Source organism: Pseudoalteromonas sp. PAR1 (assembly GCF_947311895.1).
GTDB classification, from domain to species: domain Bacteria; phylum Pseudomonadota; class Gammaproteobacteria; order Enterobacterales; family Alteromonadaceae; genus Pseudoalteromonas; species Pseudoalteromonas lipolytica_C.
The window spans coordinates 180,092-206,439 of the sequence record NZ_CAMZMY010000003.1; the positions used below are offsets into that span (position 1 = coordinate 180,092).

21 protein-coding genes are annotated in these 26,348 nt (G+C 40.0%); 11 read left to right on the forward strand and 10 right to left on the reverse strand.

Features of this window, described 5'->3' with window-relative positions; genetic code table 11:
- Positions 1–85: 85 nt before the first annotated feature.
- The 5 genes from QL229_RS03515 to QL229_RS03535 form a co-directional block, all read right to left on the reverse strand.
- On the reverse strand, positions 86–2,200 hold the full coding sequence (locus QL229_RS03515) for a hypothetical protein (RefSeq protein ID WP_281546491.1): 2,115 nt from the start codon (positions 2,198–2,200) through the stop codon (positions 86–88).
- A complete protein-coding gene (locus QL229_RS03520; RefSeq protein WP_138556821.1) occupies positions 2,187–5,300 on the reverse strand; it encodes a poly-gamma-glutamate biosynthesis protein PgsC/CapC in 3,114 nt (1,037 codons plus the stop codon). Before QL229_RS03520 ends, QL229_RS03515 begins: the two co-directional genes overlap by 14 nt.
- Positions 5,300–7,195, reverse strand: coding sequence for a hypothetical protein (locus tag QL229_RS03525; protein ID WP_138556822.1), 1,896 nt, complete (start codon positions 7,193–7,195; stop codon positions 5,300–5,302). The genes QL229_RS03520 and QL229_RS03525 overlap by 1 nt, the downstream gene beginning before the upstream one ends.
- Positions 7,196–7,204: 9 nt before the next feature.
- Entirely contained in the window at positions 7,205–9,418 is a 2,214-nt protein-coding gene (locus QL229_RS03530) for a CapA family protein (protein ID WP_138556823.1), read from the reverse strand.
- A 330-nt stretch (positions 9,419–9,748) separates the two neighbouring features.
- A complete protein-coding gene (locus QL229_RS03535) occupies positions 9,749–10,402 on the reverse strand; it encodes an OmpW family outer membrane protein (RefSeq protein ID WP_135925623.1) in 654 nt (217 codons plus the stop codon).
- 234 nt (positions 10,403–10,636) lie between these two features.
- Between QL229_RS03535 and QL229_RS03540 the strand changes: the two genes are divergently transcribed.
- Positions 10,637–12,055 (forward strand): MATE family efflux transporter, encoded by a 1,419-nt coding sequence (locus QL229_RS03540; RefSeq protein WP_138556824.1) that lies wholly within the window; start codon positions 10,637–10,639, stop codon positions 12,053–12,055.
- Positions 12,056–12,125: 70 nt separating this feature from the next.
- Positions 12,126–13,304, forward strand: a complete 1,179-nt coding sequence (gene dapE / locus QL229_RS03545; protein ID WP_138556825.1) for a succinyl-diaminopimelate desuccinylase — start codon at positions 12,126–12,128, stop codon at positions 13,302–13,304.
- A 45-nt stretch (positions 13,305–13,349) separates the two neighbouring features.
- On the opposite strand, the gene QL229_RS03550 is transcribed toward dapE, so the two are convergent.
- Positions 13,350–15,065, reverse strand: coding sequence for a lysophospholipid acyltransferase family protein (locus tag QL229_RS03550; RefSeq protein ID WP_138556826.1), 1,716 nt, complete (start codon positions 15,063–15,065; stop codon positions 13,350–13,352).
- A gap of 123 nt (positions 15,066–15,188) precedes the next feature.
- Between QL229_RS03550 and QL229_RS03555 the strand changes: the two genes are divergently transcribed.
- Both QL229_RS03555 and QL229_RS03560 read left to right on the forward strand, forming a co-directional pair.
- Positions 15,189–16,109 (forward strand): glyoxylate/hydroxypyruvate reductase A, encoded by a 921-nt coding sequence (locus tag QL229_RS03555; RefSeq protein WP_138556827.1) that lies wholly within the window; start codon positions 15,189–15,191, stop codon positions 16,107–16,109.
- Positions 16,110–16,206: 97 nt separating this feature from the next.
- Positions 16,207–16,341, forward strand: a complete 135-nt coding sequence (locus tag QL229_RS03560; protein ID WP_281546492.1) for a hypothetical protein — start codon at positions 16,207–16,209, stop codon at positions 16,339–16,341.
- 62 nt (positions 16,342–16,403) lie between these two features.
- Here QL229_RS03560 and smrA read toward each other — a convergent pair whose 3' ends face one another.
- The 3 genes from smrA to QL229_RS03575 all read right to left on the reverse strand — a co-directional run bounded on the left by smrA (position 16,404) and on the right by QL229_RS03575 (position 17,923).
- A complete protein-coding gene (gene smrA / locus QL229_RS03565; protein WP_138556828.1) occupies positions 16,404–16,985 on the reverse strand; it encodes a DNA endonuclease SmrA in 582 nt (193 codons plus the stop codon).
- 148 nt (positions 16,986–17,133) lie between these two features.
- A complete protein-coding gene (locus QL229_RS03570; RefSeq protein WP_135925610.1) occupies positions 17,134–17,379 on the reverse strand; it encodes a hypothetical protein in 246 nt (81 codons plus the stop codon).
- A gap of 100 nt (positions 17,380–17,479) precedes the next feature.
- Positions 17,480–17,923, reverse strand: coding sequence for a hypothetical protein (locus QL229_RS03575; protein ID WP_138556829.1), 444 nt, complete (start codon positions 17,921–17,923; stop codon positions 17,480–17,482).
- A gap of 149 nt (positions 17,924–18,072) precedes the next feature.
- On the opposite strand from QL229_RS03575, the gene QL229_RS03580 reads away from it, so the two are divergent.
- Positions 18,073–18,456 (forward strand): response regulator, encoded by a 384-nt coding sequence (locus tag QL229_RS03580; protein WP_135925605.1) that lies wholly within the window; start codon positions 18,073–18,075, stop codon positions 18,454–18,456.
- A gap of 71 nt (positions 18,457–18,527) precedes the next feature.
- On the opposite strand, the gene rpsT is transcribed toward QL229_RS03580, so the two are convergent.
- On the reverse strand, positions 18,528–18,788 hold the full coding sequence (gene rpsT / locus QL229_RS03585; protein ID WP_036967030.1) for a 30S ribosomal protein S20: 261 nt from the start codon (positions 18,786–18,788) through the stop codon (positions 18,528–18,530).
- A 243-nt stretch (positions 18,789–19,031) separates the two neighbouring features.
- On the opposite strand from rpsT, the gene murJ reads away from it, so the two are divergent.
- The 6 genes from murJ to ispH all read left to right on the forward strand — a co-directional run bounded on the left by murJ (position 19,032) and on the right by ispH (position 26,339).
- A complete protein-coding gene (gene murJ, locus QL229_RS03590; protein ID WP_281546493.1) occupies positions 19,032–20,612 on the forward strand; it encodes a murein biosynthesis integral membrane protein MurJ in 1,581 nt (526 codons plus the stop codon).
- A 73-nt stretch (positions 20,613–20,685) separates the two neighbouring features.
- Positions 20,686–21,612: a bifunctional riboflavin kinase/FAD synthetase gene (gene ribF, locus QL229_RS03595; RefSeq protein WP_135925600.1), complete on the forward strand. Its 927-nt coding sequence runs from the start codon at positions 20,686–20,688 to the stop codon at positions 21,610–21,612.
- Between the two features lie 25 nt (positions 21,613–21,637).
- Positions 21,638–24,463, forward strand: a complete 2,826-nt coding sequence (gene ileS / locus QL229_RS03600; protein ID WP_138556830.1) for an isoleucine--tRNA ligase — start codon at positions 21,638–21,640, stop codon at positions 24,461–24,463.
- A 9-nt stretch (positions 24,464–24,472) separates the two neighbouring features.
- Entirely contained in the window at positions 24,473–24,973 is a 501-nt protein-coding gene (gene lspA, locus QL229_RS03605; RefSeq protein WP_135925595.1) for a signal peptidase II, read from the forward strand.
- Entirely contained in the window at positions 24,970–25,410 is a 441-nt protein-coding gene (gene fkpB, locus QL229_RS03610) for an FKBP-type peptidyl-prolyl cis-trans isomerase (RefSeq protein WP_138556831.1), read from the forward strand. The genes lspA and fkpB overlap by 4 nt, the downstream gene beginning before the upstream one ends.
- Positions 25,410–26,339: a 4-hydroxy-3-methylbut-2-enyl diphosphate reductase gene (ispH, locus tag QL229_RS03615; protein ID WP_138556832.1), complete on the forward strand. Its 930-nt coding sequence runs from the start codon at positions 25,410–25,412 to the stop codon at positions 26,337–26,339. Before fkpB ends, ispH begins: the two co-directional genes overlap by 1 nt.
- Positions 26,340–26,348 lie beyond the last annotated feature (9 nt).

Below are 26,348 nucleotides of genomic sequence, written 5' to 3' on the forward strand. Positions count from 1 at the left end.
CAAATTGTTTCTGAAGAACTTAAAGTCACATACTGCAGTGTCTCTATATCATTAGCTAGATTGAGTGTAACGCTCGGATAACTCGTTATTTGACTTTTTTAGGGTGGATCAAAAAAGACTTTAATAATTTAGAGTTGTGAAGTTGGAAACTTTGCTTCGCAATACTGTATTCACTTGTAAGCCCAAGCTTGTATTTTGCAGAATGCGAAATGTTTAAAGTTACAGGTTCATTGCTTTGGGCACGAAATACTTTAAAAACAATGCTAATTGGACGTTTCTTTTTATCATATGATAGCTTCGCTGGCTTATTTTTAACCAATTGATAAAGGCGCTGTTTTACCCATGGGCGATGACCATACCAATTTTGATAAATTACACTGGCTTCGTTAACTAACTGCTGTTGATCAGCAAATGAGATGTCATCAGTTTTAAGCTCTTTTGCACTGTTACTATTTAATCGAGAGATTAAGCGGTTATCATTTGAGCTTGCAGAGGGAATAGCCTGATTTTTATCATAGAGTCCAAAATTAAACTCCTCTGCAGGTTGCTGTTCCTCATAATAACGGTTCGGGCTTAACCCAAGAGCCACATTTGATAGTGGTAACAGATTGAAAAGCTCTTTAGATTGGTAATAAGTTGTGGTTTGCTCAACGTCTGGAGGCGGAGCAAATGTACGAATATTTACAAACAGATCGCGTTGCGATAAGTCATAGTGATTACGTGCTTTTTGTTCATACCATGCTGCAATATCATAAAAGCCATTAGTAGACTCAGTAAGAATTGGCTGGTGTGCAATTCGGCGTTGATAATGAAAACTCGCGAGTCTTGATTTCAATCGCACATACACATCGTTATTAGCCGTAATTTTTACATATTTTGTCTCTTTCCCAGTACGAAGGTAGTAGGGGGTCAGCATACCTACTGCTTGTCTTTGAGTGTTGTCTGCTATTAATCGATCAAAGCCAGAAATTTCACCTTTGATCGTAATAGAGTAACGATCTATTTGGATTTGGTTTTCATCGTATAGAGAAATATTTAATTGACTCGTTTCGAGAGCCCTGAGCTCAAGGTTCAAATGGCTTAATGGCACAACATCGAACTCTACGTGCTCTTGCGCATTAATCAGGTAACTACCAGCATAACTTGTTAAAATAGCGGTACCAGATTCAGTTCGCCATTGGGTTAGCAGCTCTTGCTCACTGCAAATTGTAATTAATCCCGGCTCAAGAGGCTGAGTTTGATATGTGTTTTCTTTATCTGTTAGCGTGTAATTTATAACTTTTGGTGCTTCAAACTGAAGTTTGTCATACCAGATTAATGACGGAGTCTCTTGGTCATTACTAACAGTGAAATTTAAACGATCACTCTTGTCTAATGTGATACTGGCGCATAAACCATGTTTGGTATAGTAAGCAGCAAGACTATGCTGTTGCTGACTAAAATCATAGGTTAGTACATTATACGGTAAGCTTTCATAAAGAATATCTGATTTAAAGTCGATTCCAGGAATACCTTGTGGCGCTATTTTTTGCCACCAAAACGCCATTGCATTCGTTATTTCAGTATTTGTTAAGGTATTTTCACCCATCGTGAGGTAATCAGTTGCACGTTTACGTCTATCGACGGGGCGTTTTAGCCAACTATTGAGTGGATCAACGTTTTGGTCAGGTGTTTTAGCATGCACTCGAACTACTACTCCTTGAATTGTCTTTTCTTCAGGAATAAGTGTAAGTGCTAAGCTTTTCGCTTGTGGGTAATGTTTAATGGGTAGGTAAAATGATTGCCCAGAAGCCACATTCAAAGACTGCTTATTTTCAATGATTTGCTTAATTTGTTGATCTTGACTGTTATTAACTAACTTTGAAGCGTGGTGATAAACTTTATCTACAATCACCTCTTTCTTGTCATTATAAAGAGTGTATTTGATGGCGTAATTTACCGGCTGTTCAAGAGTGACAGACTGATCAAATACGGCGTTTGATAAGATCCTAAGTGAATGTGTTCGCTGATTTGAAAATGTATAAGTCAGTGGTTTTGTGCTACTAAGCCACTGTACTTTTGAGCGAGTTTCTTTACTGGTTTGGGGGTTAACTGGCTCAGCAGAATCTAGCCAAATTAAAAAGCTATTCCAAGCAAATAAGGCTGTTAACAATACAATTATAAGAACTAAGATAGCGAAGAAGCGTTTAATTAGATACATCAAAGCCTCCCCCCATCATTTTGTTGAAAACATCCACATCGATCAATTGATTGCTCGCCGGATTATATATAGCGACTAGACTATTGTGCTGCTTGATCATCAGTGCGAATTTATCTAAATTTTCTAACTTTATGGTTTGTAATACGCACTCATTAAGCTCTGAACATATTGTTTTCAGTACAGCAATTTGCTTATCGGCGGTATATTGATTAATTTTTCTAAAGATAATTTGTTTATCGCTGTCAGGTAACGTTAACCAGTTAGAAGGAGATAAAGTGGCTAGGTTAATAGTGGTGACTGTTGGATAAGTAGAAATCGCAAGAAGGCGCATAAGCAAACTATCTTGATCCATTGAAAACTGTTCTTTAAAGTCTGAGGCTATCCATAAAGTAGCGAGCTCGCTGTTTGCATTAAACTGTTGATAGCCATATTGCGGTGAGCTACCAATCTCAAGACCCCGAGTGGCTTTTTGGCCCGTTACTACTTGGTAATTAACACCTAAAATGCTTAAGTCTTTGGTTAGTTTTTCCATTAAAGGGGCAGCAACGTCACTTACCTGAGTGTTTGAAAATGCAATTGCATTAGGGCGGATCCACGACGGAGCACTATGGCTGCGAATTTGGATATTTAAGCTCGGTTGTTGTGCTTTAAAACGCGAATAGCTTTGATGGACGATATTGAATAATGAATCGACGTTGTCTGCAGCAAGTACATTAGCCTTCGGGTGAGCATATGGGTGTGCTCCTGCAATTAATAAGTTAGCGGCATTTGAAGTCGTAAAAAGTTGGCTGGCAAAACTAAGAGTATTTCCTTCAAAAACAGGTCTTGGCACGCTTAAACTTATTGCTTCATGTTTGCTAAGCGTAAACGCATACAGGCCTTGGCCAAGATCCATTGCTTCATTATTTTGTAAGGGACTTAATAGTAAATATCGGCCACTATTATTCTGTACTAGTTGTAACTGATAGTTAAGTAACTCTGCAGTGCCATTTATCTGCTTCAGGTGATTTAAAATATCCTCGTTCAGTGAGGCATTGCCGATTTGCTGTATCAATCTATATAGTGGTGTTAGTACTTCAAATTCCCAAAGCGCAACTTGGCTGTGTGTCAGTGGTTGATAATTGAGACTGCCTTTACTACTTATATACGATGAGAAATCTTCGACAATTTTGACCATTTCTTCATTGATTATGTTGAGTTTTAAATTGCTATAACGGTAATTTTCACGGTATATATACGCCAATATGTTGGTGTAATTATCTCCATTAAGAAAGACTTCTAGCATAGACCCTTTAAAACTACTCGAAGGCAAGCTACTCGTTGTTGCCTTACCAAAATAAGTTGCTTCACTGCCGATAAACTCATGCATTTCGCGTTGGCTTATAGAGGCCGGAAGTCGATTAAAGATCCAATACTGGCTTTTAACTTCAGCAGGCGTGCTTTTTAGTAAAGCTGCGGTGTAGCGGTTAGATTCACGAACTTGCAATAATTCTTGCGCCTCTAATGCGTTAATAAATGCTTGGTAAAAAGGGCTTTGCTGGTTTTCCTTTGCTAATGTTATTTGAGGCGTTTTAGTTGCCCCAAACACTAAAGCTTTACTTTTTAGATGCTGAAAAATGAGGGCTGCTGAGTCGCTAGCAAGATTTTCAGTGATAGGATACGGAACTGTGATTATGAGTGGCGTTTGTGGCGTTTTGTTAATCACAAATAAACCGCGTTGCTGATTCTCAACAATATCTATTAGGTATACATAGTTTTCATCACTAACGAGTTTAAACCCGATAGAGTTAAATAAAGCGCTTAGATGACCTATTTTTTGCTTACTTTTAATCGCTTCATTTAACTGATAAACCGCATATTTGAAATCAGAGACTGCCTGACTGGCTTTGTAGCTACTTACGGTTACCTTATTAGAACGAGTAGTATATAAGTAGCTTTTGTATTGACTCACTTGCTGATTGAGCGTGATGACTTGCAACTGTTCTGCTTCAGGGTCAATATTTTGTTTTGTTAGTAAAGAAGGGATAAGCATTACTAAAAAGCCAACAATAATAGCAAGGCTTCCACCTACAACAGATGTTTGAAAAGTGGCTCTTAGCACAAGGCCTAACGCATTTTTTTGATAGATCTTTAGGGCAAGTAAGGTGGCCAGCATGTAACCAAATGCAAAAGTGTCGGTTACTTTTACCGTTGGAAAAAACCAAACGACGATATAGTTTAAAATAAGCTTAAAGATAAAGCCTATAGTAAAAAATAACATCAATAATCTAGCACCTTCGATATGTGCATGTTTTAGGCGAGTGAAATGAATGAGAGAGCCGCCAACGGCTAAGATAACAGCTGTTTCAATGAATGAGGTTAAAATCTTACTTGGTTGGGTAAGCTGCAAAGCTAATAGGGCTGGTAGCATGATACCATTGAACTCCCAACCATATTTTAAATTTGCTCTGGAAGCTAAAAAAGCGGTAATAACTAAAATAATATAGGCTTTTGGCGCTGCAATGATTGATGCGGCAACAGCTTCATACATAATACCTAAGTTAGCGATACTAAAATTGGTAAATGGCATGAGTACAAATCGTACTAAAATATAGGTAATGAACAACTGAATAAAAGTTACTTTCAGGCCGTACTTAAAGCCACCATTCCACATTACATTGGCAGTTAGTGCGATGATGATAAGACCCAAAGAATAAAGTTGTGATGCATAATCGAAAGTTATATCCCATTGGCTCAACTGATCTGCAATAATTGGCCAAAACAGGGTATCCATACAAACACGAACTAAAATACTAATTAGGATGATGGCAAAAAAACGGTCCCTGCCAAACATTTCACTGTAGCCAAAACGCTCCATCAAGTAATTTGCACTAAAGCGCATAACCCCAAACACAACAATTGCTTCTATAATAATCACCGCGGCAGAGGTGGGGCTTATTATCAAAAGTGGCACAATGTAACCTGGTACAACTAGGCCTGTGAGTGGAAAACCAAAGCGCAAATTCAGTAGGCATACTACAGCCGTGCCGACCCAAACAGTTGTTATTACTGATTGGCCCAGTCCACTACCTGCAGGAAAAAGCGCTAAAACGAAATCCATTAAAGTTTAGCCTCCGAAGTTATTTCGGGAGTATTTGCTATAAACTCAAATAAAATTCCAGATACTTGAAAAGGTGCACCTGATGCAGTTTGCGAGTTATCTGAATGAAGCGCTCTAATAATTAGAGTGTAATGATGTGCACCAAGTTTAGCTGGAAGCTCAACGGTCGCTTTATTAAGAGTAATGTAACGTAATTTACCCTTTGCAATCTCAATATCAAGCTCACAACTTTTACACAGCAAATCAAGCGCAGTGGTTTCAAAAATAGCTATTTGATGCTGCTTAGCAAAACGCTCTAAAGATGCATTGGTTTGAATAACTTGACCAAACAGATTAAAAAGCACAGTTGCTGGGCTTGTGTGGTTAAAAACCATCTCTAAGGTAGTAAGCTTTTGCTCCATTTCGTTCAGGGAGCTTTTTACCTTTTGGCTAATAGGCTCGTGCAGCTTAAAGGTGAGTAGCCTGTTTAATAAGGTACGGTTTTTAGCCTGTGTTGTTTTGAAAATATGGTAATGGAATAGTAGTTCAGCAACCTGAGCTGCAAATTTATTAACGTTTTGCTCAAAGGCTTGCTGGTTAAAGTTGTGATTAGGAATAATTGATAAAGCCCAAAACCCACGGACATCACCGGCGTATACCAGTGGTGCGATAAACTCGATTTCACCGTCAATGATTTGCTTAAAAAATGGACGGTTGATCTTTACGATACCCAATGACTTTAACGCATTACTATAAGGCGTTCGCTGATAGTCACGTCTCATTTCTTGAATATCATCAAGTTGGCAGTTGATAGCCCGAATTTCAACGACGCGATGGTCGTCTTCTTTTCGAGCTAAAAAAATTGATTTTTCTAGATCTAACTGTTGGCTAATTAATTGTATTATGGGATCCCATGGAGAAGGGTGCTCTATAAAGCTTTGCGGAATATAACGGCCCATCATCATTTGCTGAATGTTATTTACATCAGTTGTAAGCTCTTTATCTTCAGAAATCTTCCTCGCCACCACAACCCAAAATAAAGTGACAAAGGTCAGAATGATGTATTGGCCGATAGGGATAAATAACTTTGCAAAGTTCACTAAAAAATAGCCAGCGCAACACCAAATGATAGTTATGCTTAGTGCGACTAGAAATGAATAACTAATCGACATTTTTTGAAAGAAAAACAGTAGGACAAATACCAGTATCAGCGCAAGTACTATCGAGATAACAAAATTAAGCTCATTTATTGTGCTGTTTTTTTCTAGACTATCAGCGATATAAGCAAAAAGAAGTAAGGGGTCATTAAGCCCTTCTAATTTAGGAGCATGTATCAGCACATTAAATTCAGCTGATTGCTGACCGACAATAATCACTTTATTTTCGAGTTGTTCACTCATCACATCAAAGCCAAGAACTCGCTTAGCTGTAAATTTAGGTAGCGCAGAAACTGCCAATTTAAAGTTAATCAGTCTTGATTTTTCGTGCTTATAACCAAAAACAGCTTGCCACACACTTTCACACTCAAGGTTAGTGGCTGCTGGAATACGCATTTGATATGTTGCCCAAATCTCTACGTTTGGCACACAGTACTTACTTTGCGAATAAGGGTAGAAAACACGCTCATTGTCTACAGGTGCTAAAGGTTCATCTGCTAAAACAATGATTGCTTTTGGCTGGTACTCTGTAAGCTGGGTGACTAATTGTGAATGGTTAGCACTAAGGTTTTGACTGGTGATAAGCACTACATTTGTTTGCTGAGTGCTACTGAGAGATTCTATTTTTTTATATAAAAAGGCATTACTTGCTTGAAATAAATTCAGCAGGTTACTGATAATCACAATTGCAAATAAGCAAACAGTAAACCAAAAGGCTCTTTGTTGCGTTAATCGCAACAATTGTTGTAATACAACCACAATTCCTCCTTAATCAAGTACAGTGAATGTCAGCGTTAAGCTCACTTCACTACTTGAGTTGACTTTTAAAAAGTCAAAACCGTGCATTTTATCGGTCTTCCATTGTCCGTTTTCTAGGTTGATACTTTGTTGCCAGCTGATCATTGCGACATCATCTAGACGCGTGATCGCTTCTCCTGTATTGGGTGGATAGTGCCTAAATTGTAGTTTTACGCCACGAGGTGGTAATTTTTTAGGCCCAAGTGTTAACTCATCAGAAGGTAAACTAAAGTCATGGCTAAAAACATGCCATGGTTGATTACCTCCTTCGCTAACGGGAATTTGGTTTTCTGCGAAGGTAAGGTCATCAATTTCTGTTGTATAAGTAAGCAAGGCCTCAAGCTGACCACCATTTTCAGATTGCAAATAGGTCAGTAACGAAAAGTCTTTACTTAACTCTAGTGCACCTGTTTCGTCGGTTAACTCCATAACCCGCATAGTGTGTCTAAATGGAATAATAGAAGGAGTGTTGTCAAACTTATCACGGGTTGAGCACAGAGCTTGCAAACCATTGAATGGCTTATCAGTGCAAGGCAACACACTTTCACTGCTATGATCCCATCGACTAACTTCAAAGGTGTCTGCGTCGTTATCCCAATCTTCAAAATCGCCAAAGACCATAATATCTCGGCCCACTAAAAGCGTATCTAAAGAACCACTATTAACGTCTATGGATGAAACGTAAGCAGCAGATGATGGTGAATATTGTCTCAAGTCTATGATGTCAGTGTTGGCATCAATGTTGATAGTCACTTGCTGAGTATTTTTTGTTGCTTGATTTGCAGCAAAATATATTTCAGCGTAGCTTTCTCGGGGAACAAGCGTAATATTGTCATCAGAAAGTTCGGCTATTCTTCTCAATAAATAGTGACTTAAAAAACCAGTGGTGAATCGAGGTTTATAGTCTTCTAAATAAATAGGATAAGCAAAACCACGAGTGATTTTTTGGCTTTGCGTATCAAGGTCCAGCATAACTGCAAGGCCTAATAAGGTATCAAGTCTGGGTTGGTCAAATACAAAGTTACCCAAGCCCAATATGGCTGGTATTTCATTAAATACAGCAAAGCCTTGGGCAATGTGTGGGTGATGACCAATTAGTAGATCAGTATTTTGTGAAGAAAGAACTTCAAATCGGCTACCTATATAAGGTGATGGAGTATACGAGTATTCATCACCACCATGCATTTGTGCAATGACAAAGTCAGTAGGATCTAACTGTTCAAGTGCAGCTTTGACTGCCGCTGAATTTGTTAAATCAGCAGCCCCACCTTTATTGGTGTCAGCAACGTAGGTATATTGATGTTCTTTTCCGGTAATTGAAGTTGCAGCAAAGAGCACTAAATTAACATTATCAAGGTTATGCTCGACAGTTTTAAAAGCGTCAGTTTCACTTAAACCCGCGCCGCTATTAAGGAACCCTGCATTTGACACTTCAAGGAGTGTATCTTCAAGACCATTCTGCAAATAGTCATAGATGTGATTATTACCAAGGCCAACATAATCAATACCAATTTCAGTAAGGCTTTGCAGTGATTCAGGCAAAGAGAAAAAGCTGAATTCTTTAGTCGGATGAACTGTTGTTGGCATTGTCGTAATAGGTGACTCAAGATTAACCGATGAAAAGTCAGCAGCTTTAAAGAGCGCTGCAACTTCTGTGGTTATGGCGATACTATCTTCGCGTGCTGAGTCAGGACGAATGAGCGCAGTGTTAACATTAGGTACAGATGTACCCATTGTCTCTAAGTTGGGGTCTAGGAAGCGTCGACCAAACATTGTATCACCAGCAAATAACAAGCTTTTTGAATTTGCTGATTGTGTTTCTAATTGGATGTGTGAGGTTACAGAGTTAGGTTGGTTTACTAAAATACCTGCCTTTGGGAAATAACCTGATTGTGCAATAAAAACAGAGTGATTACCAAAAGAGAGGTTGCTAATAGAAACACGTCCATTTTCATCGGATAGGTACTCTTGACCTGCAACGTCAACGCTCACATTGTTAAGAGGTGTTTGATTTTCATTGGTAATAGTAAATACGATGTCAGCGGTGCCCGCAATTAGCGCTTCACGATCACTAATTGTATCTTGCTTTTGTTGTTGCGGTTTATCTTCACTAGGATCTTTTACTTTGCACGAGATTAGAGCTGTGCAAAGAATCAACACTAACGAATTGACAATTACTTTCAATTAACACCTCGAGCTGCCACCTAATTTATTTTAGATAGGTCAAAATTATTACAACCATTTTATAATCGCGAGCAAATAGGAACAACACGTCTTTGGCTCTGAAAATTCAGATATTGCAATGTAAAACAGTAAAATAAGTAACGGTTAAATAAACAAAAAATAAAAACCAATAAAAAGAAATGGGTTATTTTTATAGTGTAGTCTAAATTGATTAGTTGATTGAACTTGACCGGGAATCAAGTTCGTGTTGCAAGTTTTTCTAGAGTGGGAACAAATAAAAAAGGCCATTTAATGGCCTTTTTGTGCGTATGGGCTTTCACAAAATGAAAGTTAGAATTTGTATTTAATACCAAACATAGCAACGACAGGGTCAATTTCTACTGTTGATGTTAATGCTTTTGAGCCGCCAGCATATACAGTTGCATCTGTATCGATATCAATAAGTGAAACCATGCCATGTAGACCCCAGTTTTCACTCATCATGTAGTTGAAACCAGCTTGAGCTGCAAAGCCAAATGAGTCGTCTAGTTTGACTTCTACATCGTCAGTACCTAATGTTGCTTTTAGTGCAGCTGAAGGCTCTTCATCAAAGAAAACTGTATAGTTTACGCCTACACCTACAAATGGACGGAATTTATAGGTTGCATCAAAAAAGTGATATTGTGCTAAGAAAGTTGGTGGTAAGTGTTTAATTTTAGCAATCTTATTACCAGCTAAGCCACCAGCACCTTGAACATCATGACTAAATGGCGTTGCAGCAACTAACTCAAGCACCCAGTTATCGTCTAGTGCATAATCTATAGTAATACCTAATTGCGTGTCATCATCTGCGCGTAAGCCTAGTGCCGGAGCTTCATTGATTTTTGAGCTATCGTTGTCAGGGTTTACGTTAATAGCACCCACGTTCACGCTTAAGTTTGCGTTTGCAACAGGAGAGAGTGCTAATAGTGAAGTAAGTAATGCAATGCTTAATTTGGTTTTCATGTTGTTCTCCGCGAACTACTTGTCTTATTTGGTTGAGGCTATTATTACTAAGTTGGAGGGGACAAAACCTGTTCTAGATCAAAGTTTCAAAAATGTTTGAACTAAGTGAAGCCATTTATTGATTTAGATTAAGTTTTTAAACGGGTACAGCGAAAAAAAGATTGACTCTCATTGACTTTATATTCAGTTGCGGCTGTTAAACTAACGATGTTATTAGTTTATTAGGTGTGTTTCATGGCTGATCCCCAGCATTTATTTCTTCATGGCTCGATTTCAAAAGCGTTACTTAAATTAGGTATCCCGATCATCTTAATTAATATTTTGCAGTCTGCTTATCAGTTAACCGATGCTTTTTGGGTAGGGCGCTTGGGAGCAGAGCAAGTAGCTGCCGTTTCTGTCAGTATGCCGGTTACTTTTTTAGTGATTGCTATTGGCTCAGGGTTGGCAATGGCGGGAGCCATATTATCTGCTCAATATATGGGAGCTGGCCAGCAAGATAAAGTAAACCATGTTGCTGCTCAAACCATGTTAATGGTGACAATTTCCGCAACCATACTTGGTTTAATAGGTTATGTATTATCGCCTTACTTTTTGACTTTATTAGGCGTTGAAGAGCAAGTGTTTGGTGATGCGCTTAAGTTTATGCATGTGTCTTTCATTGGTGTTGTGTTTGTGTTTATTTATGCCATGTTTCAGGCTTTAATGCGTGGCATCGGGCAAACTAAGGTGCCACTGTATATTGTTAGCGGTACTGTTTTACTCAATTTTGTGCTCGACCCCTTACTGATTTTTGGATTTGGTGATTTCTCTGGTTTTGGCGTAATGGGGGCTGCATTAGCCACTCTCATTACGCAAAGTTTAGCGGCATTAATAGGCGTTTGGGTATTTTTGCGAGGCCGTCACGGCATTCAACTTAAACTCTCTAGCTTTAAACCAGATTGGCAATATATGAAACAAGCGTTCTTTTTAGGGGCTCCTGGCTCGGTTGAACTCTCAGCAAGAGCCTTTGGATTAATTATTATGTCGTTTTTGGTCGCCAGCTTTGGTACGCACACCATTGCCTCTTATGGTGTTGGCTCTAATATTTTGCAAATGGTGATGATCCCGGCAATGGGTCTTTCAATGGCCGTTTCTACCTTGGTAGGTCAAAACATGGGAGCAGGAAACCCACAGCGTGCAGCACAAATAACACGTTTAGCCGCGCTTTGGGGGCTGTTAGGCCTGACATTAGTGGGCATTTTAGCTTATGTATTTGCTGAATACTTGGTGGCTTTTTTTATTCCTGATGATGAGTCTGTGATCGCTGGTGGCGCAGAGTTCATTCGCGTCATCTGTTTAACTTGGGGCGGAATAGGCGTGCAGCTTTGTGTTGTTGCTGCATTTAGGGCTTCAGGAAATATGCTCAATGCGATGATTGTGTCACTGCTTTCGCAATGTGTTATTCAATTTCCTGCAGCGTATATTTTGTCTAAACATACCTCACTGGGACCACAAGGCATATGGTATTCGTTTGCTATTACTAATGTACTTGTGGCAATTATTACTTATTTATGGTTCGCAGCAGGTCGCTGGCAACGAACACAATTAACCAAAGAAGACAAAGACATTGCTAAAGTGACCCAAGAAACCCTCATTGAAGAAGGAAATCATTAATTTAAGTTTCACATTGTGGTCATAAACTCTCGTTGTAATAACCCAAGCTTTCTACATAACTAGGGTTATTATGAGTTTGATATCAAATGCAGAGTTAGCAACGCACCTATCAGAGCAATCGGAGGTGGTAGAAACATTACAAACCTTGATCCGATTTAAATCGGTAACGCCCGAGCAAGCTGGGGCAATTGACTGGCTCGAAAGTAACTTAAGCCAGCTAGGCTTTGATTGTGATGTATTTTGTTTTAATCATGTTACTAATTTAATTGCTAAAATCACTTTTGGAGAAGGCCCTGTCGTTGCTTTTTCAGGTCATATTGATGTGGTACCTGCAGCGCAAGGTGATTGGCGAGTTGATCCATTTAGTGGCGAGATAGTGGATGGCAGTGTCTATGGCCGTGGCGCAGCAGATATGAAAGGCGGCGTTGCCGCTATGCTTTGCGCAACCAAACGGTTTTTAGCGCAAAATAACAATAAACGCGGCACATTTTACTGGTTAATTACCTCAGATGAAGAGGGCGAGGCTGAATACGGCTCTTTACTGATTGCTGAACGTCTTGCCAAACAAGGTGTTGTGCTTGATGGTTGCTTAGTAGGCGAGCCAACAAGCCATCAGCATGTGGGTGATACCATAAAAAATGGCAGGCGGGGTGCGCTCTCTGCACGATTATCTATTCAAGGTAAAGCAGGGCATGTTGCTTATCCAGAAAACACCATAAACGCAGCACATTTAAGTGCCGAGGTTGTAAAGCGCTTAATGGCAATTAGCTGGCACAAAGATGAAGCTAGCTCGGCAACAACACTGCAAGTAACCGGAATTAATATTGCCAATGTGGTCGATAACCTTGTTCCTGCTCAGTGTGAGCTCACCTTTAACGTGCGTTATAGTCATGGCTATAAAAGCAAAGATGTTAAAGAAGAAATTCAATTTGCATTGGCTGATTTAGCATCGCAGCTAACGCTTGTTTGGGAGCGTCCGTGTGAATCATTTTATACCCTGCATCAAGCAAGTAATTGCTTGTTGCAGCAGCTTGAACAAGCTGTGCATGAAATCACTGGCAGCTTTCCAATGCTTAGTACAAGTGGTGGCACATCCGATGGTCGGTTTTTTGCCAATGAGCACACGCAAGTGATTGAATGTGGCGTGCGAAACCATACCATTCATCAAGTTAATGAACACGTACCCATAGTAGACTTAAAAACTATTGAGCAAATATATTTAGCTGCGCTTAGAAATATATTTAGTTAAAAAAGAAAAAGTCGGCGAACATGCCGACTTATTTTTTAATGACTATTAGCGTGTCTGTCCCAAATACCTTTTGGCTTTACTGGCTTTTACTTTATCTAAGTCGACAAGTACTAATCCATCAATGCAATTATTAAACTCAGGGTCGATGCTAAAACTTAAAAACTGTACGCCGCCTGGCTCGCAAAGTTCAGTGTATTGTTTGAATAGGGTTGGGACCTGTGCGCCGATATTGGCAAGCACATGTTTAAGTTCAACAAAGTCTTCTTTAATATCATTACCAGAAAATAACTGAGCACATTGTGCTTTTTGTGATTCTGTATGACGATATTCATTATTGGGGATTGCTAACACTTGTTTAGCGCCATAATAATGTTGGTAATAATGAACTAGTAGCGATTTAGCTTGCTCGGGTAGTGCATTTGACACACTAACCGCGCCAAACAAATAGCGGTATTGCGGGTAACGGTTAACGAATGCGCCGATGCCAAACCACAAATAATCTAGGCTCTTTCTGCCCCAGTATTTGGGTTGCACGAAGCTTCGACCAAGCTCTATACCTTTTTCTAAATACGGTGCCATATCATCGCTGTAGCTAAATAGGCTATCGGTATATAAACCTTTGCGGCCATGTTTTTCTATGATGTCTTGTGCGCAGGCAAGTCGATATGCGCCAACTAGTTCAAGTTGTTTGGCATCCCATAGTACAAGGTGTTGATAATCCATGTCGTATTTATCTATATCTCGGCGTTTACCACTGCCTTCACCGACTGCGCGAAACGCAATTTCACGCAGTCGGCCTAGCTCACGAAAAATCGGCGAGCTGCCACGGTATTGATATAAGTAAATTTTCATTCCATCAGAGGTTTCACCTAATAATTCACACTCCTCAATGGCTTTTTTAAGGTCTTTAGTCGCTTCTGGGCTGGCTATGGGGGTTTGTGTTTTTAACGGCAGAGGTTTTTTAGTAATAAGTCGATACAGTTGCTTTCTTATCAGCTGAGCTATTTCTTTATCTTTTAAATTCTCGATTAAATATGACTCAGGTGGGATAGATGCACCAATTTCAAACTCTAATGATTTTTGTCGTTGTTTAAACATCTCTTTGACCAATAACAAACTGGCTAATGGTTTATAAATCATTGAGGTGCCGTAAAATAGCGGGCTGTTTTTCGCTTTGATGTAAATAGGTAAAATAGGCGCGTTAGCTTTTTTTGCCATACGTAAAAAACCACTGTTCCATTTACAGTCTTTAATTCCCGTTGGACTTAAGCGCGATACCTCACCTGCAGGGAAAATTAATAACGCACCGTCTGATTTTAAGTGCTGTTGGATATTAGCAAGTTCTTTCTTTTTACTCGTACCAGAGAGGTTATCAACGGGAAGTAGCAACGAGTGCATTGGGGTGATAGACATTAGCATGCGGTTTGCAACAACCTTTAAGTCAGGGCGCACAGTTGATAAGACTTTTATTAGCGCTAATGCATCGAGTGAACCAATTGGGTGGTTTGCCACAATAATAATATTGCCTTCACTAGGTATATGCTCCATTTGCTTTGGCTTGTAGCGTGTGTCAAAGTCTAGCTCTTCGAGCACCTGCTCTACAAACTCAAGTCCTTGTAAGTGTGGGTATGCATCGCCAAAGGCAACAAACTCTTGCTCATGTAATAAATAACCCAGGCCTTTTTTTACTAAGCCTTTTACTTTTGGTGAATTTTCTAACTGTGGTAAATTTGCTTCTATTACTTTATCAACACTGATCATACACACCTCAATCTTAAGCGCATTTAGCGATGAAATTAGGTTAAGAGTTTGCTGTGACAGTTAGGTTGCAGTTGTGTGACTTTTTAATGAGCGCTTTGAGTACGAGGCAAAATGGAGAAGACAATGATTTTACTTGTGGCTATAACAGGCCGAGATTGCAGCCAATTAATTGCTAAGCTGCAAGCTTTATTACCAGAGGTCAAGGTACAGCTTTGGTCAGAGTGTACTGATTACGAAGCGGTTGAATTTGTACTTGCTTGGAATGCGCCCGCTGATTTATGGCCTAAGTTAGTAAATTTAAAAGCCGTTTCTTCTTTTGGTGCGGGTGTTGATAGCATTGATTTAACCAAGATAGCTGCACATGTTCCCGTTGTTAGAATTGTTGATGATAACCTGGCTAATGATATGGCAGAGTATGTGTTGACCCATGTATTGGCACACAAGCTTAGGCTTAAAGAGTATTATTTAAAACAATCAGCCGGCAGTTGGAAGCCAAAGCGAGCGTATTCACAGCAACATGTGGGTATTTTAGGTTATGGTGAACTAGGCAAAGCTTGTGCTAAGCGCTTACTTGCAAATGGCTTTAAAGTGAGCGCTTGGTCTAATAGTGAAAAACATGATTCTGAGGTGGGCACGTATTACACACAGCATGGATTAGATGACATGCTTGGTCAAATTGATTATCTTGTTTGCTTACTACCACTTAATCAGCACACTCAAGGCATTATAAATAAATCACTCATTAGCAAACTGCAAAGCCATACGGTACTAATTAATGTTGCCAGAGGCAAACATGTCGTTGATGAAGATTTACTCGAGGCACTTGATAATGAGCAATTACGTGGCGCTACGCTAGATGTGTTTAGCGAAGAGCCTTTGCCTAAAACACACCCTTATTGGTCTCATGACAAAGTGACCTTAACCCCACACTGTGCTGCATTGTCAGATATAGAGTCAGTTACTTTGCAAATTTCAGATAATGTAAAGAGACTAATCGAAGGTAAAAACCTAATGAATCAGATTGATAGAACAAAAGGTTATTGACAAATTACAAATTAGTTTAATAAACACCTTGTTAACATCTGTAACTTTGTTATTCTGTTGTTGCTCAATAAAAAAACAACAATAAAAAAGAGGCGTTATGAAATCTAATCAAGGTGGAGCTAAATTTAGTCTAGTCGTAGTGTCAGTTATCGTTCTTGGTGTTTCAGCATGGTTTAATCAAGCTAATGCATCGGAGCAGCCAGATCAGGCCACTAAAGTTAGCCAATCATAACCAACCAATCTCAGTAAGTATGTGCAGCATGTTTTAATGCTGCACTTCAATCGCTTTTTCTGTTAACTTCTTTTTGAATGGATTTCTCTGTTCTCGTGTTTCTTCTCGTCTGACTTTTTAATCATCACATACGTTGCACCGCTACCACCATGATGCTTAAGGGAACTATGAAACGCTAAAACTGCTGGAATTTCTTGCAGCCACTTATTGGTATAGCTTTTTAAAATACCTGGTTGTGATTTATTTTTGATACCAATGCCGTGGCGTATAAGCACGACACGAATATTTCGTTTGTGGCAGTCATCAATAAAATTTAAAAGCGTGCTGCGAGCTCGTTGAAGAGGCTGACCATGCAAATCAAGCGTGGCATCAAGTTGATATTTAGCTAAACGCAGATTTTTATATACTTGGCCTTGTACACCATCTTTTTTAAATGCCAATATGGCATGGGGATCTAACAGCTCAACAAACTCACTGCGTAAATAGTTTTCATCAATTGCTAAATCACACTCAGCTGCTTTACGTTTTTCTTGTTGCGCTAGTGAAGGGCCTTGTTTCGTGGAATCAAATTGAACAGTGTCATGCTTAAGAGGTTTTACGTCTTCCATTGACGAAAGAAATAAGTCGAAGTCGTTAAATGACACAGTGCACCTCCAAATTATTTATATACGACTAATATGGTATCTCAGTTCAGTCATCTTGTAAGCAAAAAAAAGCCCAAACAGAATGCTGCTTGGGCAGAAAAGATGATAGATGGGATAGCCTATTCTATCAATTTATCTTAGGAGAAGATTAACCTTGATTGATATTCAGTTGGCCAAATGTATAGACCTTGAATAAATAAAATGTATTGATCAACACTAAGCTCATATTCGAGATAACACTTGACGACATTAGATCTAAGCTAAATGATAGAAACAATAAACTACACGCGCTGATCGCTGCAAAACGTAGTAATGTCAGCTGGTTAATAAAAAATGCACCTAATCCTAGGGCAAGTAGCGTTAAGTTTAAAAGCCAATCTAGCTCGTTTACCATGGTCGTATCAATTCATATCTGTGTTGAAAAAGGAGCGCCATTATGGTGATCTTTTACACAGCTTTCAACCAAGTAATTTTTAATTTTCAGATTAGTTTTTTTAATCTATTGTTAGTTTTTTCATTGCTGCGAAGAAACCACTTTTATCTGTCACACGGTACTTCTGGCAAGTGTCTGGTTTACGCTTATCTTGGCAAAGATAAATAACGTTACGACTTAGGTCTGCACGGGGACTGAGGGTTGAATCAAATAAGTTTGCTCCATAGCCAAAAATGCCTGGCCAGAACACACTCTGAGATACCATACCAAGCTTTTCATAGGTGATTAAAATAGGTTTTGGTGTAATTAGTAGAATTAATACAACCGCTGCGAGTGTATACCAACGTGCTTTACTTTTTTTAAGCTCGATTTCAGGAATGCTTTGTTGCGCGACTTGTGCGCGTGCTTGTTGTTGGTTTACTGGTCTTTGTCGCTTTGCTTGTGTTGGTTTTTTTCGTTCAGGTGTTTTACCAAGCAAAGATTGTTTTTTTATTTTATTAGACATAAAGCTTATCTGGCCTTTTATATATAGCTCTCTATAATGAGATTATAACGAAGTTTTTGATATAATAGTCAAATTCAAAGCGTAAATTATTTATTTAAGTTAATATTGTATTAGCAATAAGTGTTATCTTTAAAGATTAGAGGAATAGTATGGACACTCAGCTTTCAATTCTTATCGTGGACGATGTTGGCACCGTGCGTAGCTTTTTAAACCAAACGCTTATGCACCTAGGTATCGATAATGTTCGAGAGGCATCCACAGCAGCGCAGTGTTTAAGCGCGTGTAAAGAGAAGGAGTTTAATATTATCTTTTTAGATATTGAACTACCTGATGGTGACGGTAAGGAAATCATCTCACAGATAAATGATATTTCACCTGAAGCAAATGTTGTTATGGTGTCTGCACATTCAACAGTGGAAAATGTTAAAGAAGCGATTGAAAAGGGCGCCAAAGGTTTCGTTGTAAAGCCTTTTACCCCAAAGAAGATCGCGGCAATGCTGAAAAAGTTTTACCCCGATTTAGAGATTGCATAGCAGTTATCTGAAAAACATTAAGATAAAAAAAAACCGGCAAAAGCCGGTTTTTTATATTCATCAAAAACAAATTATAGCGCTTTGATTTTAGCTGCTAAACGGCTCTTATGACGAGCTGCTTTGTTCTTGTGGATTAGACCTTTAGTTGCGTAACGGTCTAGGATAGGTGTTGCAACAGCGAATGCCGCTTGTGCAGCTTCTTTGTCGCCCGCTTCAATTGCAGCAACTACTTTTTTGAAGTAAGTGCGCATCATTGAACGACGGCTTGCGTTATGTTGACGATTTTTTTCGCTCGTAATAGCGCGTTTTTTTGCAGACTTGATGTTAGCCAAGGTTTGCTCCTAACAATCTTAAAATAAGCTTAATTTAAAGGCCGTGGAATATGCCTGTTTTTATCATGAATGTCAACGAAATTTTGACATCTCAAGAAAAACTGCTCCTTATAACGAACATCAATTTGCCGCTTTAGCAGTTAATATCGCTATTGTAACAAAGGGTCGGGTTCGAGCCTAGTGCTTTAAAGATATTTTAGGCATAATCGCCCATCTTATAAGATTTTTGATAACGGGTTTAAGGTGGCAAAAGGATTATTTCGTTCCGGAATGATAGTCAGTGCTATGACAATGATTTCGCGTATTTTAGGATTGGTGCGAGATGCTGTAGTGGCTAATTTACTGGGTGCAAGTGCCGCAGCGGATGTGTTTTTGTTTGCCAATCGAATTCCTAATTTTTTACGTCGCTTATTTGCAGAAGGCGCTTTTGCACAAGCATTTGTACCTGTTCTATCTGAGATAAAAGAACAGCAAGGCGATGATAAGGTCAGGTTGTTTGTTGCTCAAGCTGCCGGTACTTTGGGTACCATTTTATTAGCGGTTACTCTATTTGGTGTGGTTGCCTCGCCTGTCATTGCTGCATTATTTGGTACTGGCTGGTTTATTGATTGGTGGCAAGGCGGCGAAAATGCCGAAAAGTTCGTTCTTGCTAGTGCGCTGTTAAAACTGACTTTCCCGTATTTATTTTTTGTTAGTCTGGTAGCCCTCAGCGGTGCGGTTATGAACGTATATAATCGCTTTGCCGTTGCCGCTTTTACACCCGTACTTTTAAACGTATCAATTATTACTTGCGCTATTTTTCTACATGATAAGTTTTCGGTGGGGGCGTATGCACTTGCCATCGGCGTATTTGTGGGTGGTCTAGTTCAGTTACTGTTCCAGTTGCCGTTTTTGTATCGAGCCCGCATGCTGAGCCGCCCTAAATGGGGGTGGCAAGATGAAAACGTCAAAAAAGTTAGAAAGCTCATGCTACCTGCCTTGTTTGGCGTTTCGATAAGCCAAATAAACTTGTTACTCGATACCATGATTGCCTCTATGTTAATGACAGGCTCTATCGCTTGGCTTTATTACTCAGACCGATTGATTGAGTTTCCTCTAGGCTTATTTGGTATTGGTATCGCAACGGTCATATTGCCTGCATTGTCAAAATTACATAGCACAAAAAGTACAAAAGATTTTCAGCTGACCCTTGATTGGGGGGTAAGGTTTGTTATTTTCTTAGGCTTGCCTGCCATGTTTGGTTTAATGGTAATTAGCCCGCTTATTATTACGGTTTTATTTGACCACGGTGCGTTTCAGGACGGTGAAATTGATCATGTCCAAGCGGTGAGCTACGGTGTGATGGCTTATTCAGTGGGATTAGTTAGTTTTATGCTAATCAAAGTGTTAGCGCCAGGCTTTTATTCGCGTCAAGATACAAAAACTCCCGTTAAAATTGGTATTAAAACTCTGGTTTTAAACATGGTGTTTAACATTATGTTGGCACCATTTATTGGTTATTTAGGTCTGGCTTTGGCCACATCAATGTCGGCTAGTTGTAATGCTTATTTGTTGTATCATCAATTACGTAAAGAAGGGGTCTATCAGTTTTCTGCAATGAGCCTTGGTTTTACCTTTAAGTGTTTGTTTTCAAGTTTATTAATGGCTGCGTCTGTGTGGTACGTAGGCCAGCAATTTATATGGCAAGCTTGGCACTTTACTGAGCAAGTGTTGTTGTTGGGCGGGTTATTAGTGTTGGCGGTTTTTGTATATTTTGCAGCCTTATTCATTTTAGGGGTGCGACTAAATACGATAAAAAGTGTTGCAACTACTGAATCAAACTAAAAAAAAGATTATAATCGGCGCTTCAAGCCCGATATCAATGTTTTGGGCTCGCTGATAAAGGCAAAAAGGTGGCATGGAGTTAATTAGAGGTATTCACAATATTCGCGCGCAGCATTATGGCTGTGTGTTGACCATTGGTAATTTTGATGGTGTGCACTTAGGTCATGCAGAAGTGATTAAAGGCTTGCTGCAAGACGCAGAAAAGCATCAATTGCCAAGTACCGTGATGTTATTTGAGCCTCAGCCACAAGAATTTTTTGCTAAAGATAATGCTCCAGCGCGTTTAACTCGACTACGTGATAAGCTTAGCTTACTTGCTAAATTGGGAGTGGAGCGAGTGATTTGCATTAGCTTCAATCAACAATTTGCCAATATGGAAGCAGAGCAGTTTGTAAGCCAAGTATTGGTTGATAAGTTAGGTGTAAAAGCTCTAACTGTAGGCGATGACTTTTGCTTTGGAAAGCGGCGCCGTGGTGATTTTGCGTTGCTTAAAGCAATGGGTGCTGAGTTAAACATGGATGTGAAAAGTACTGCGAGTTTTCGCAGGCTCAATGATAGAGTGAGCAGTACTCTTATTCGCCAGGCACTTGCAGCAGGGCAATTAGAAGACGCAAAAACCATGTTAGGTCATGGTTATGCAATTTCTGGACGTGTTATTCATGGCTGGGCAAAAGGTCGTGAATTAGGGTTCAGAACGGCCAATATAGCATTAAAACGCCAAGTATGCCCTGTAAATGGGGTGTTCGCGGTACGAGCTAAAGTTGGCGAAAAAGAATTATTTGGGGTTGCAAATATTGGCAACAAACCCACATTTAATGGAACACGCGCTTTGTTAGAGGTTCATCTGTTCGACTTTGCGCAAGACATTTATGGACAATTTATGCACGTGGAGCTAATTAAAAAGCTTCGCGATGAGAAAAAATTCGAGACATTAACACAACTGACGGCGCAGATTGCAGATGATGTGACCGCCGCTAAGCAGTGTTTTGGTTTAAATTAGGTAGCCGATACGGAAAGTAGGATTAATGAGCGACTACAAACATACTTTGAATTTACCGGAAACAGCGTTTCCAATGCGCGGCAATTTGGCTCAACGTGAACCAAAGATGCTTAAGACATGGTATGAAGACGATCTTTATGGTCAAATTCGCAGCGCTAAAAAAGGTAAAAAAACCTTCATTTTGCATGACGGCCCTCCGTATGCAAACGGTGATATCCATTTAGGCCACTCGGTAAACAAAATTCTTAAAGATATTATTGTTAAGTCAAAAACCTTGTCTGACTTTGATGCACCTTATGTGCCTGGTTGGGACTGTCACGGTTTACCAATTGAGTTAATGGTTGAGAAGAAGGTAGGCAAGCCAGGTGTGAAAGTGTCTGCTGCTGAGTTCCGTGAAAAGTGTCGCGAATACGCTAAGAAACAAGTTGAAGGTCAAAAAACAGACTTCAAACGTCTTGGTGTGTTTGGTGATTGGGACAAGCCTTACCTAACAATGAACTTTGACTTTGAAGCGAATGCTATTCGCGTACTTGGTCGCATCATTAAAAATGGTCACTTACATAAAGGTGCTAAGCCTGTTCACTGGTGTACAGATTGTGGCTCAGCACTTGCTGAAGCAGAGGTTGAATACCAAGATAAACAGTCACCAGCAATCGATGTGCGTTTTGAATTTGCTGATCAAGAGGCTGTAATCAATGCGTTTGAACTTGCCGAAGGCCATGAAGGTAGCGGTGCAGTTAGTACTGTTATCTGGACAACTACACCTTGGACATTACCAGCTAACCGTGCAGTAGCAGTTCACGAAAAGCTTGAATATGCCCTAGTTCAAGTTGATGACGAAGGCGCACAGCAGCGTTTAATTTTAGGTTCAGAGCTAGTAAAAGATGCAATGGACCGTTATGGCTTTAAGCATTACCATGTATTAGGTTATGTAAAAGGTGCGGCACTTGAGAATTTACAGGTTGCTCACCCGTTCTATGACTTCACAGTGCCTGTAATTGTTGCTGATCACGTAACGACTGATTCTGGTACAGGTGTGGTTCATACTGCGCCTGGTCACGGTCAAGAGGATTTCGCGGCAGGTCTTGCTTATGGTTTAGAAGTTGCTAACCCTGTTGGTGCAAACGGTGTTTACTTACCTGACACACCGATGTTTGCTGGTCAGCACGTATTTAAAGCAAATGCGAGCGTGATTGACGTATTAACTGAAAACAATGCGTTATTACACCATCATGCGCTTACACATAGCTACCCACATTGCTGGCGTCATAAAACACCTATTATCTTCCGTGCTACGCCACAGTGGTTCGTAAGTATGGACCAAGCTAACCTTCGTCAAGATTCATTAAACGAAATCAAAAAGACTGAGTGGTTGCCTGAGTGGGGCGAGAGCCGCATTGCAAACATGGTTGAAGGCCGTCCTGATTGGTGTATTTCACGTCAACGTACATGGGGTGTGCCAATTGCATTATTTGTTGATAAAGACACAGGTGCGCTTCACCCAAATACGCAAGAGCTAATCGAAGAAGCCGCAAAACTGGTTGAGAAATCAGGTATTCAAGCTTGGTATGACTTAGACCCTGCAACCTTACTTGGCGATGACGCTGAGCAATACATGAAAGTACAAGATACGTTAGATGTATGGTTTGACTCAGGTGTGACTCACGCATGTGTGGTTGATGCACGTGAAGATTTAACCGGTCCTGCTGATCTTTACTTAGAAGGCTCAGATCAACACCGTGGTTGGTTCATGTCGTCAATGATGACTTCGGTTGCTATCAATGGTCATGCGCCATATAAACAAGTGTTAACACATGGTTTCACAGTTGATGAAAACGGCCGCAAAATGTCTAAATCATTAGGCAATGTAATTTCGCCACAAAACGTGATGAACAAACTAGGTGCTGACATCTTACGTTTATGGGTTGCATCAACTGACTTTACAGCAGAAATGACTGTATCTGATGAAATCTTTAAACGTTCTGCTGACCGTTACCGTCGTATTCGTAACACAAGCCGTTACTTACTTGCGAACCTTAATGGTTTTGATCCAAAAACTGATAAAGTTGCGATTGAAGACATGGTTGAGCTTGATCGTTGGATTGTGGGCCGTGCAGCTGAGCTTCAAGATGAAATCTTAGCGGCTTACGATAAGTATCAAATGTTACTTGTAACGCAAAAGCTAATGAACTTCTGTACTGGTGAACTTGGTTCGTTCTACTTAGACGTAATCAAAGATCGTCAATACACAGCGAAAAGCGATAGCCATGCCCGTCGTTCATGTCAAACTGCGCTTTACCACATTGCTGAAGCAATGACGCGTTGGATGGCACCGATTTTAAGCTTTACTGCACAAGAAATTTGGGAAGCATTACCAGGCGAACGTGATAATTTTGTGTTCACTTCAGTTTGGTATGATGGTTTACAAGCCTCTTCACAAGGTAAGTTCAGCAACGATGATTGGTTAACAATCCTTAATGTTCGTGATGAAGTAAACCGAGTACTAGAAGCGGCTCGTAAAGAAGAAATTATAGGTGCAACATTACAAGCAAACGTAAGTATTTACGCAGGTGAAGAGCTAAGTTCGAAATTAGCTGCGTTAGGTGATGAGTTGCGCTTTGTGCTATTAACTTCGGGCGTAACTGTTGAAACTGTGACAACACAACCTGAAGGTACTCAAGCTACAGAAATTGATGGTTTATTCATTAAAGTTGCTGCAACAACCGCTGAAAAATGTGAGCGTTGTTGGCATTACTGTGATGATGTAGGTGCTGATCCTGCTCACCCTGAGATCTGTGGCCGTTGTGTAAGCAATGTTGACGGCGATGGTGAACAGCGTCAGTTCGCGTAGGAGTTGTTTGTGAGCAAACTAGCCGGAAAAAGTGGCTTAGTTTGGCTATGGCTGAGTCTACTACTTTTAGTAGTAGACCATGCGACAAAAACACTTGTTGTTAATACCATGGCCTACAAAGAGTCGATAGATATTCTGCCTTTCTTTAATTTTACCTACGTACATAACTATGGTGCGGCATTTAGCTTTTTAAGTGATTCAGGTGGTTGGCAGCGTTGGTTTTTTAGCATAATAGCGGTAACGATCAGTGTACTTTTAGTATGGTGGCTTAAACGCTTACCCGCGACGAACAAGGTATTATGTTCTGCATATGCGTTAGTATTAGCCGGTGCAATTGGCAATTTGTATGACCGCATTGCTTATGGCTATGTTATTGATTTTTTGCATGTATATTACGAAAACTGGCACTTTCCTGTTTTCAATATTGCCGATTGCGCGATTTGTATCGGTGCCGCATTACTTTTATTTGATGCCTTCACAGGCGAAAGTCCTAAGGAGCAACAAGCATGAGCCAAGCTGTAATTGGTGAAAACTCTGAAGTGATCTTTCATTTCTCAATTAAGTTAGAAGATGGCTCTGCAGCCGACTCAACTAAGGTACATAATAAACCTGCAAAATTGCGAATGGGTGATGGTAGCCTGACAGAAAACTTTGAAAAATGTTTACTAGGTTTAACCGCCGGTGACAGCAAGTCATTTGCATTAGAGCCTGAAGATGCATTTGGTCAGCCAAATCCAGATAACATTTATTATGTGGATCGCAGTAAGTTTGGTGCAGATACCCCTGCTGAAGTAGGTAACATTATTGCCTTTACTCAGCCTGATGGCACTGAGTTACCCGGTCTTGTTCGTGAAGTTCAAGGTGAATCGGTCACAATTGACTTTAATCACCCACTTGCAGGGCAGCGCTTAACCTTTGAAGTCGATATTTTAGAGGTAACAGGTTAATGGATATTTTATTAGCGAATCCACGTGGTTTTTGCGCTGGTGTCGACCGTGCAATTAGTATTGTGGAGCGCGCACTCGATATCTTTGAAAAGCCAATCTATGTGCGTCATGAAGTGGTTCACAATCGATATGTTGTTGATGGCTTAAAAAATCGCGGTGCAGTTTTTGTTGAAGAGCTAGATCAGGTTCCTGACGATAGTATTGTTATCTTCAGTGCGCATGGTGTATCGCAAGCCGTTCGAAGTGAAGCAAAACGTCGCGACCTTAAAGTGTTCGATGCAACCTGCCCACTGGTAACAAAAGTACATATGGAAGTAACACGAGCCAGCCGTAAAGGTATTGAGTGTGTATTGATTGGTCACCATGGCCATCCTGAGGTTGAAGGTACTATGGGTCAGTACGACAACGAAGCGGGCGGTATTTACTTAGTAGAAACCCCTGAAGATGTTGCCGTTTTATCTGTTAAAAATCCTGAAAACCTTTTTTACTGTAGCCAGACCACGTTATCTGTTGATGATACGGCAGATGTGATTGATGCACTACGTACTAAGTTTCCGGCCATTGATGGCCCGCGTAAAGACGACATTTGTTATGCTACGCAAAACCGTCAAGATGCGGTTCGTGACTTAGCTGATAAAGTGGATGTACTGCTTGTAGTAGGGGCTAAAAATAGTTCTAACTCAAATCGTTTACGTGAGCTTGCTGACAAAATGGGCACCACTGCTTATTTAATTGATGATGCAAGTAATGTTGAGGCGGATTGGTTTAACAATGTAAATGCCGTAGGTGTGACTGCTGGGGCATCTGCGCCAGAAGTTTTAGTTCAACAGGTTATTACTCGTTTAAAAGAACTAGGTGGTAATCAAGTTGTTGAAAATCCTGGTGAAGAAGAGAACATAGTATTTGCCGTTCCTGTTGAGCTACGCTAATCTAAGCAA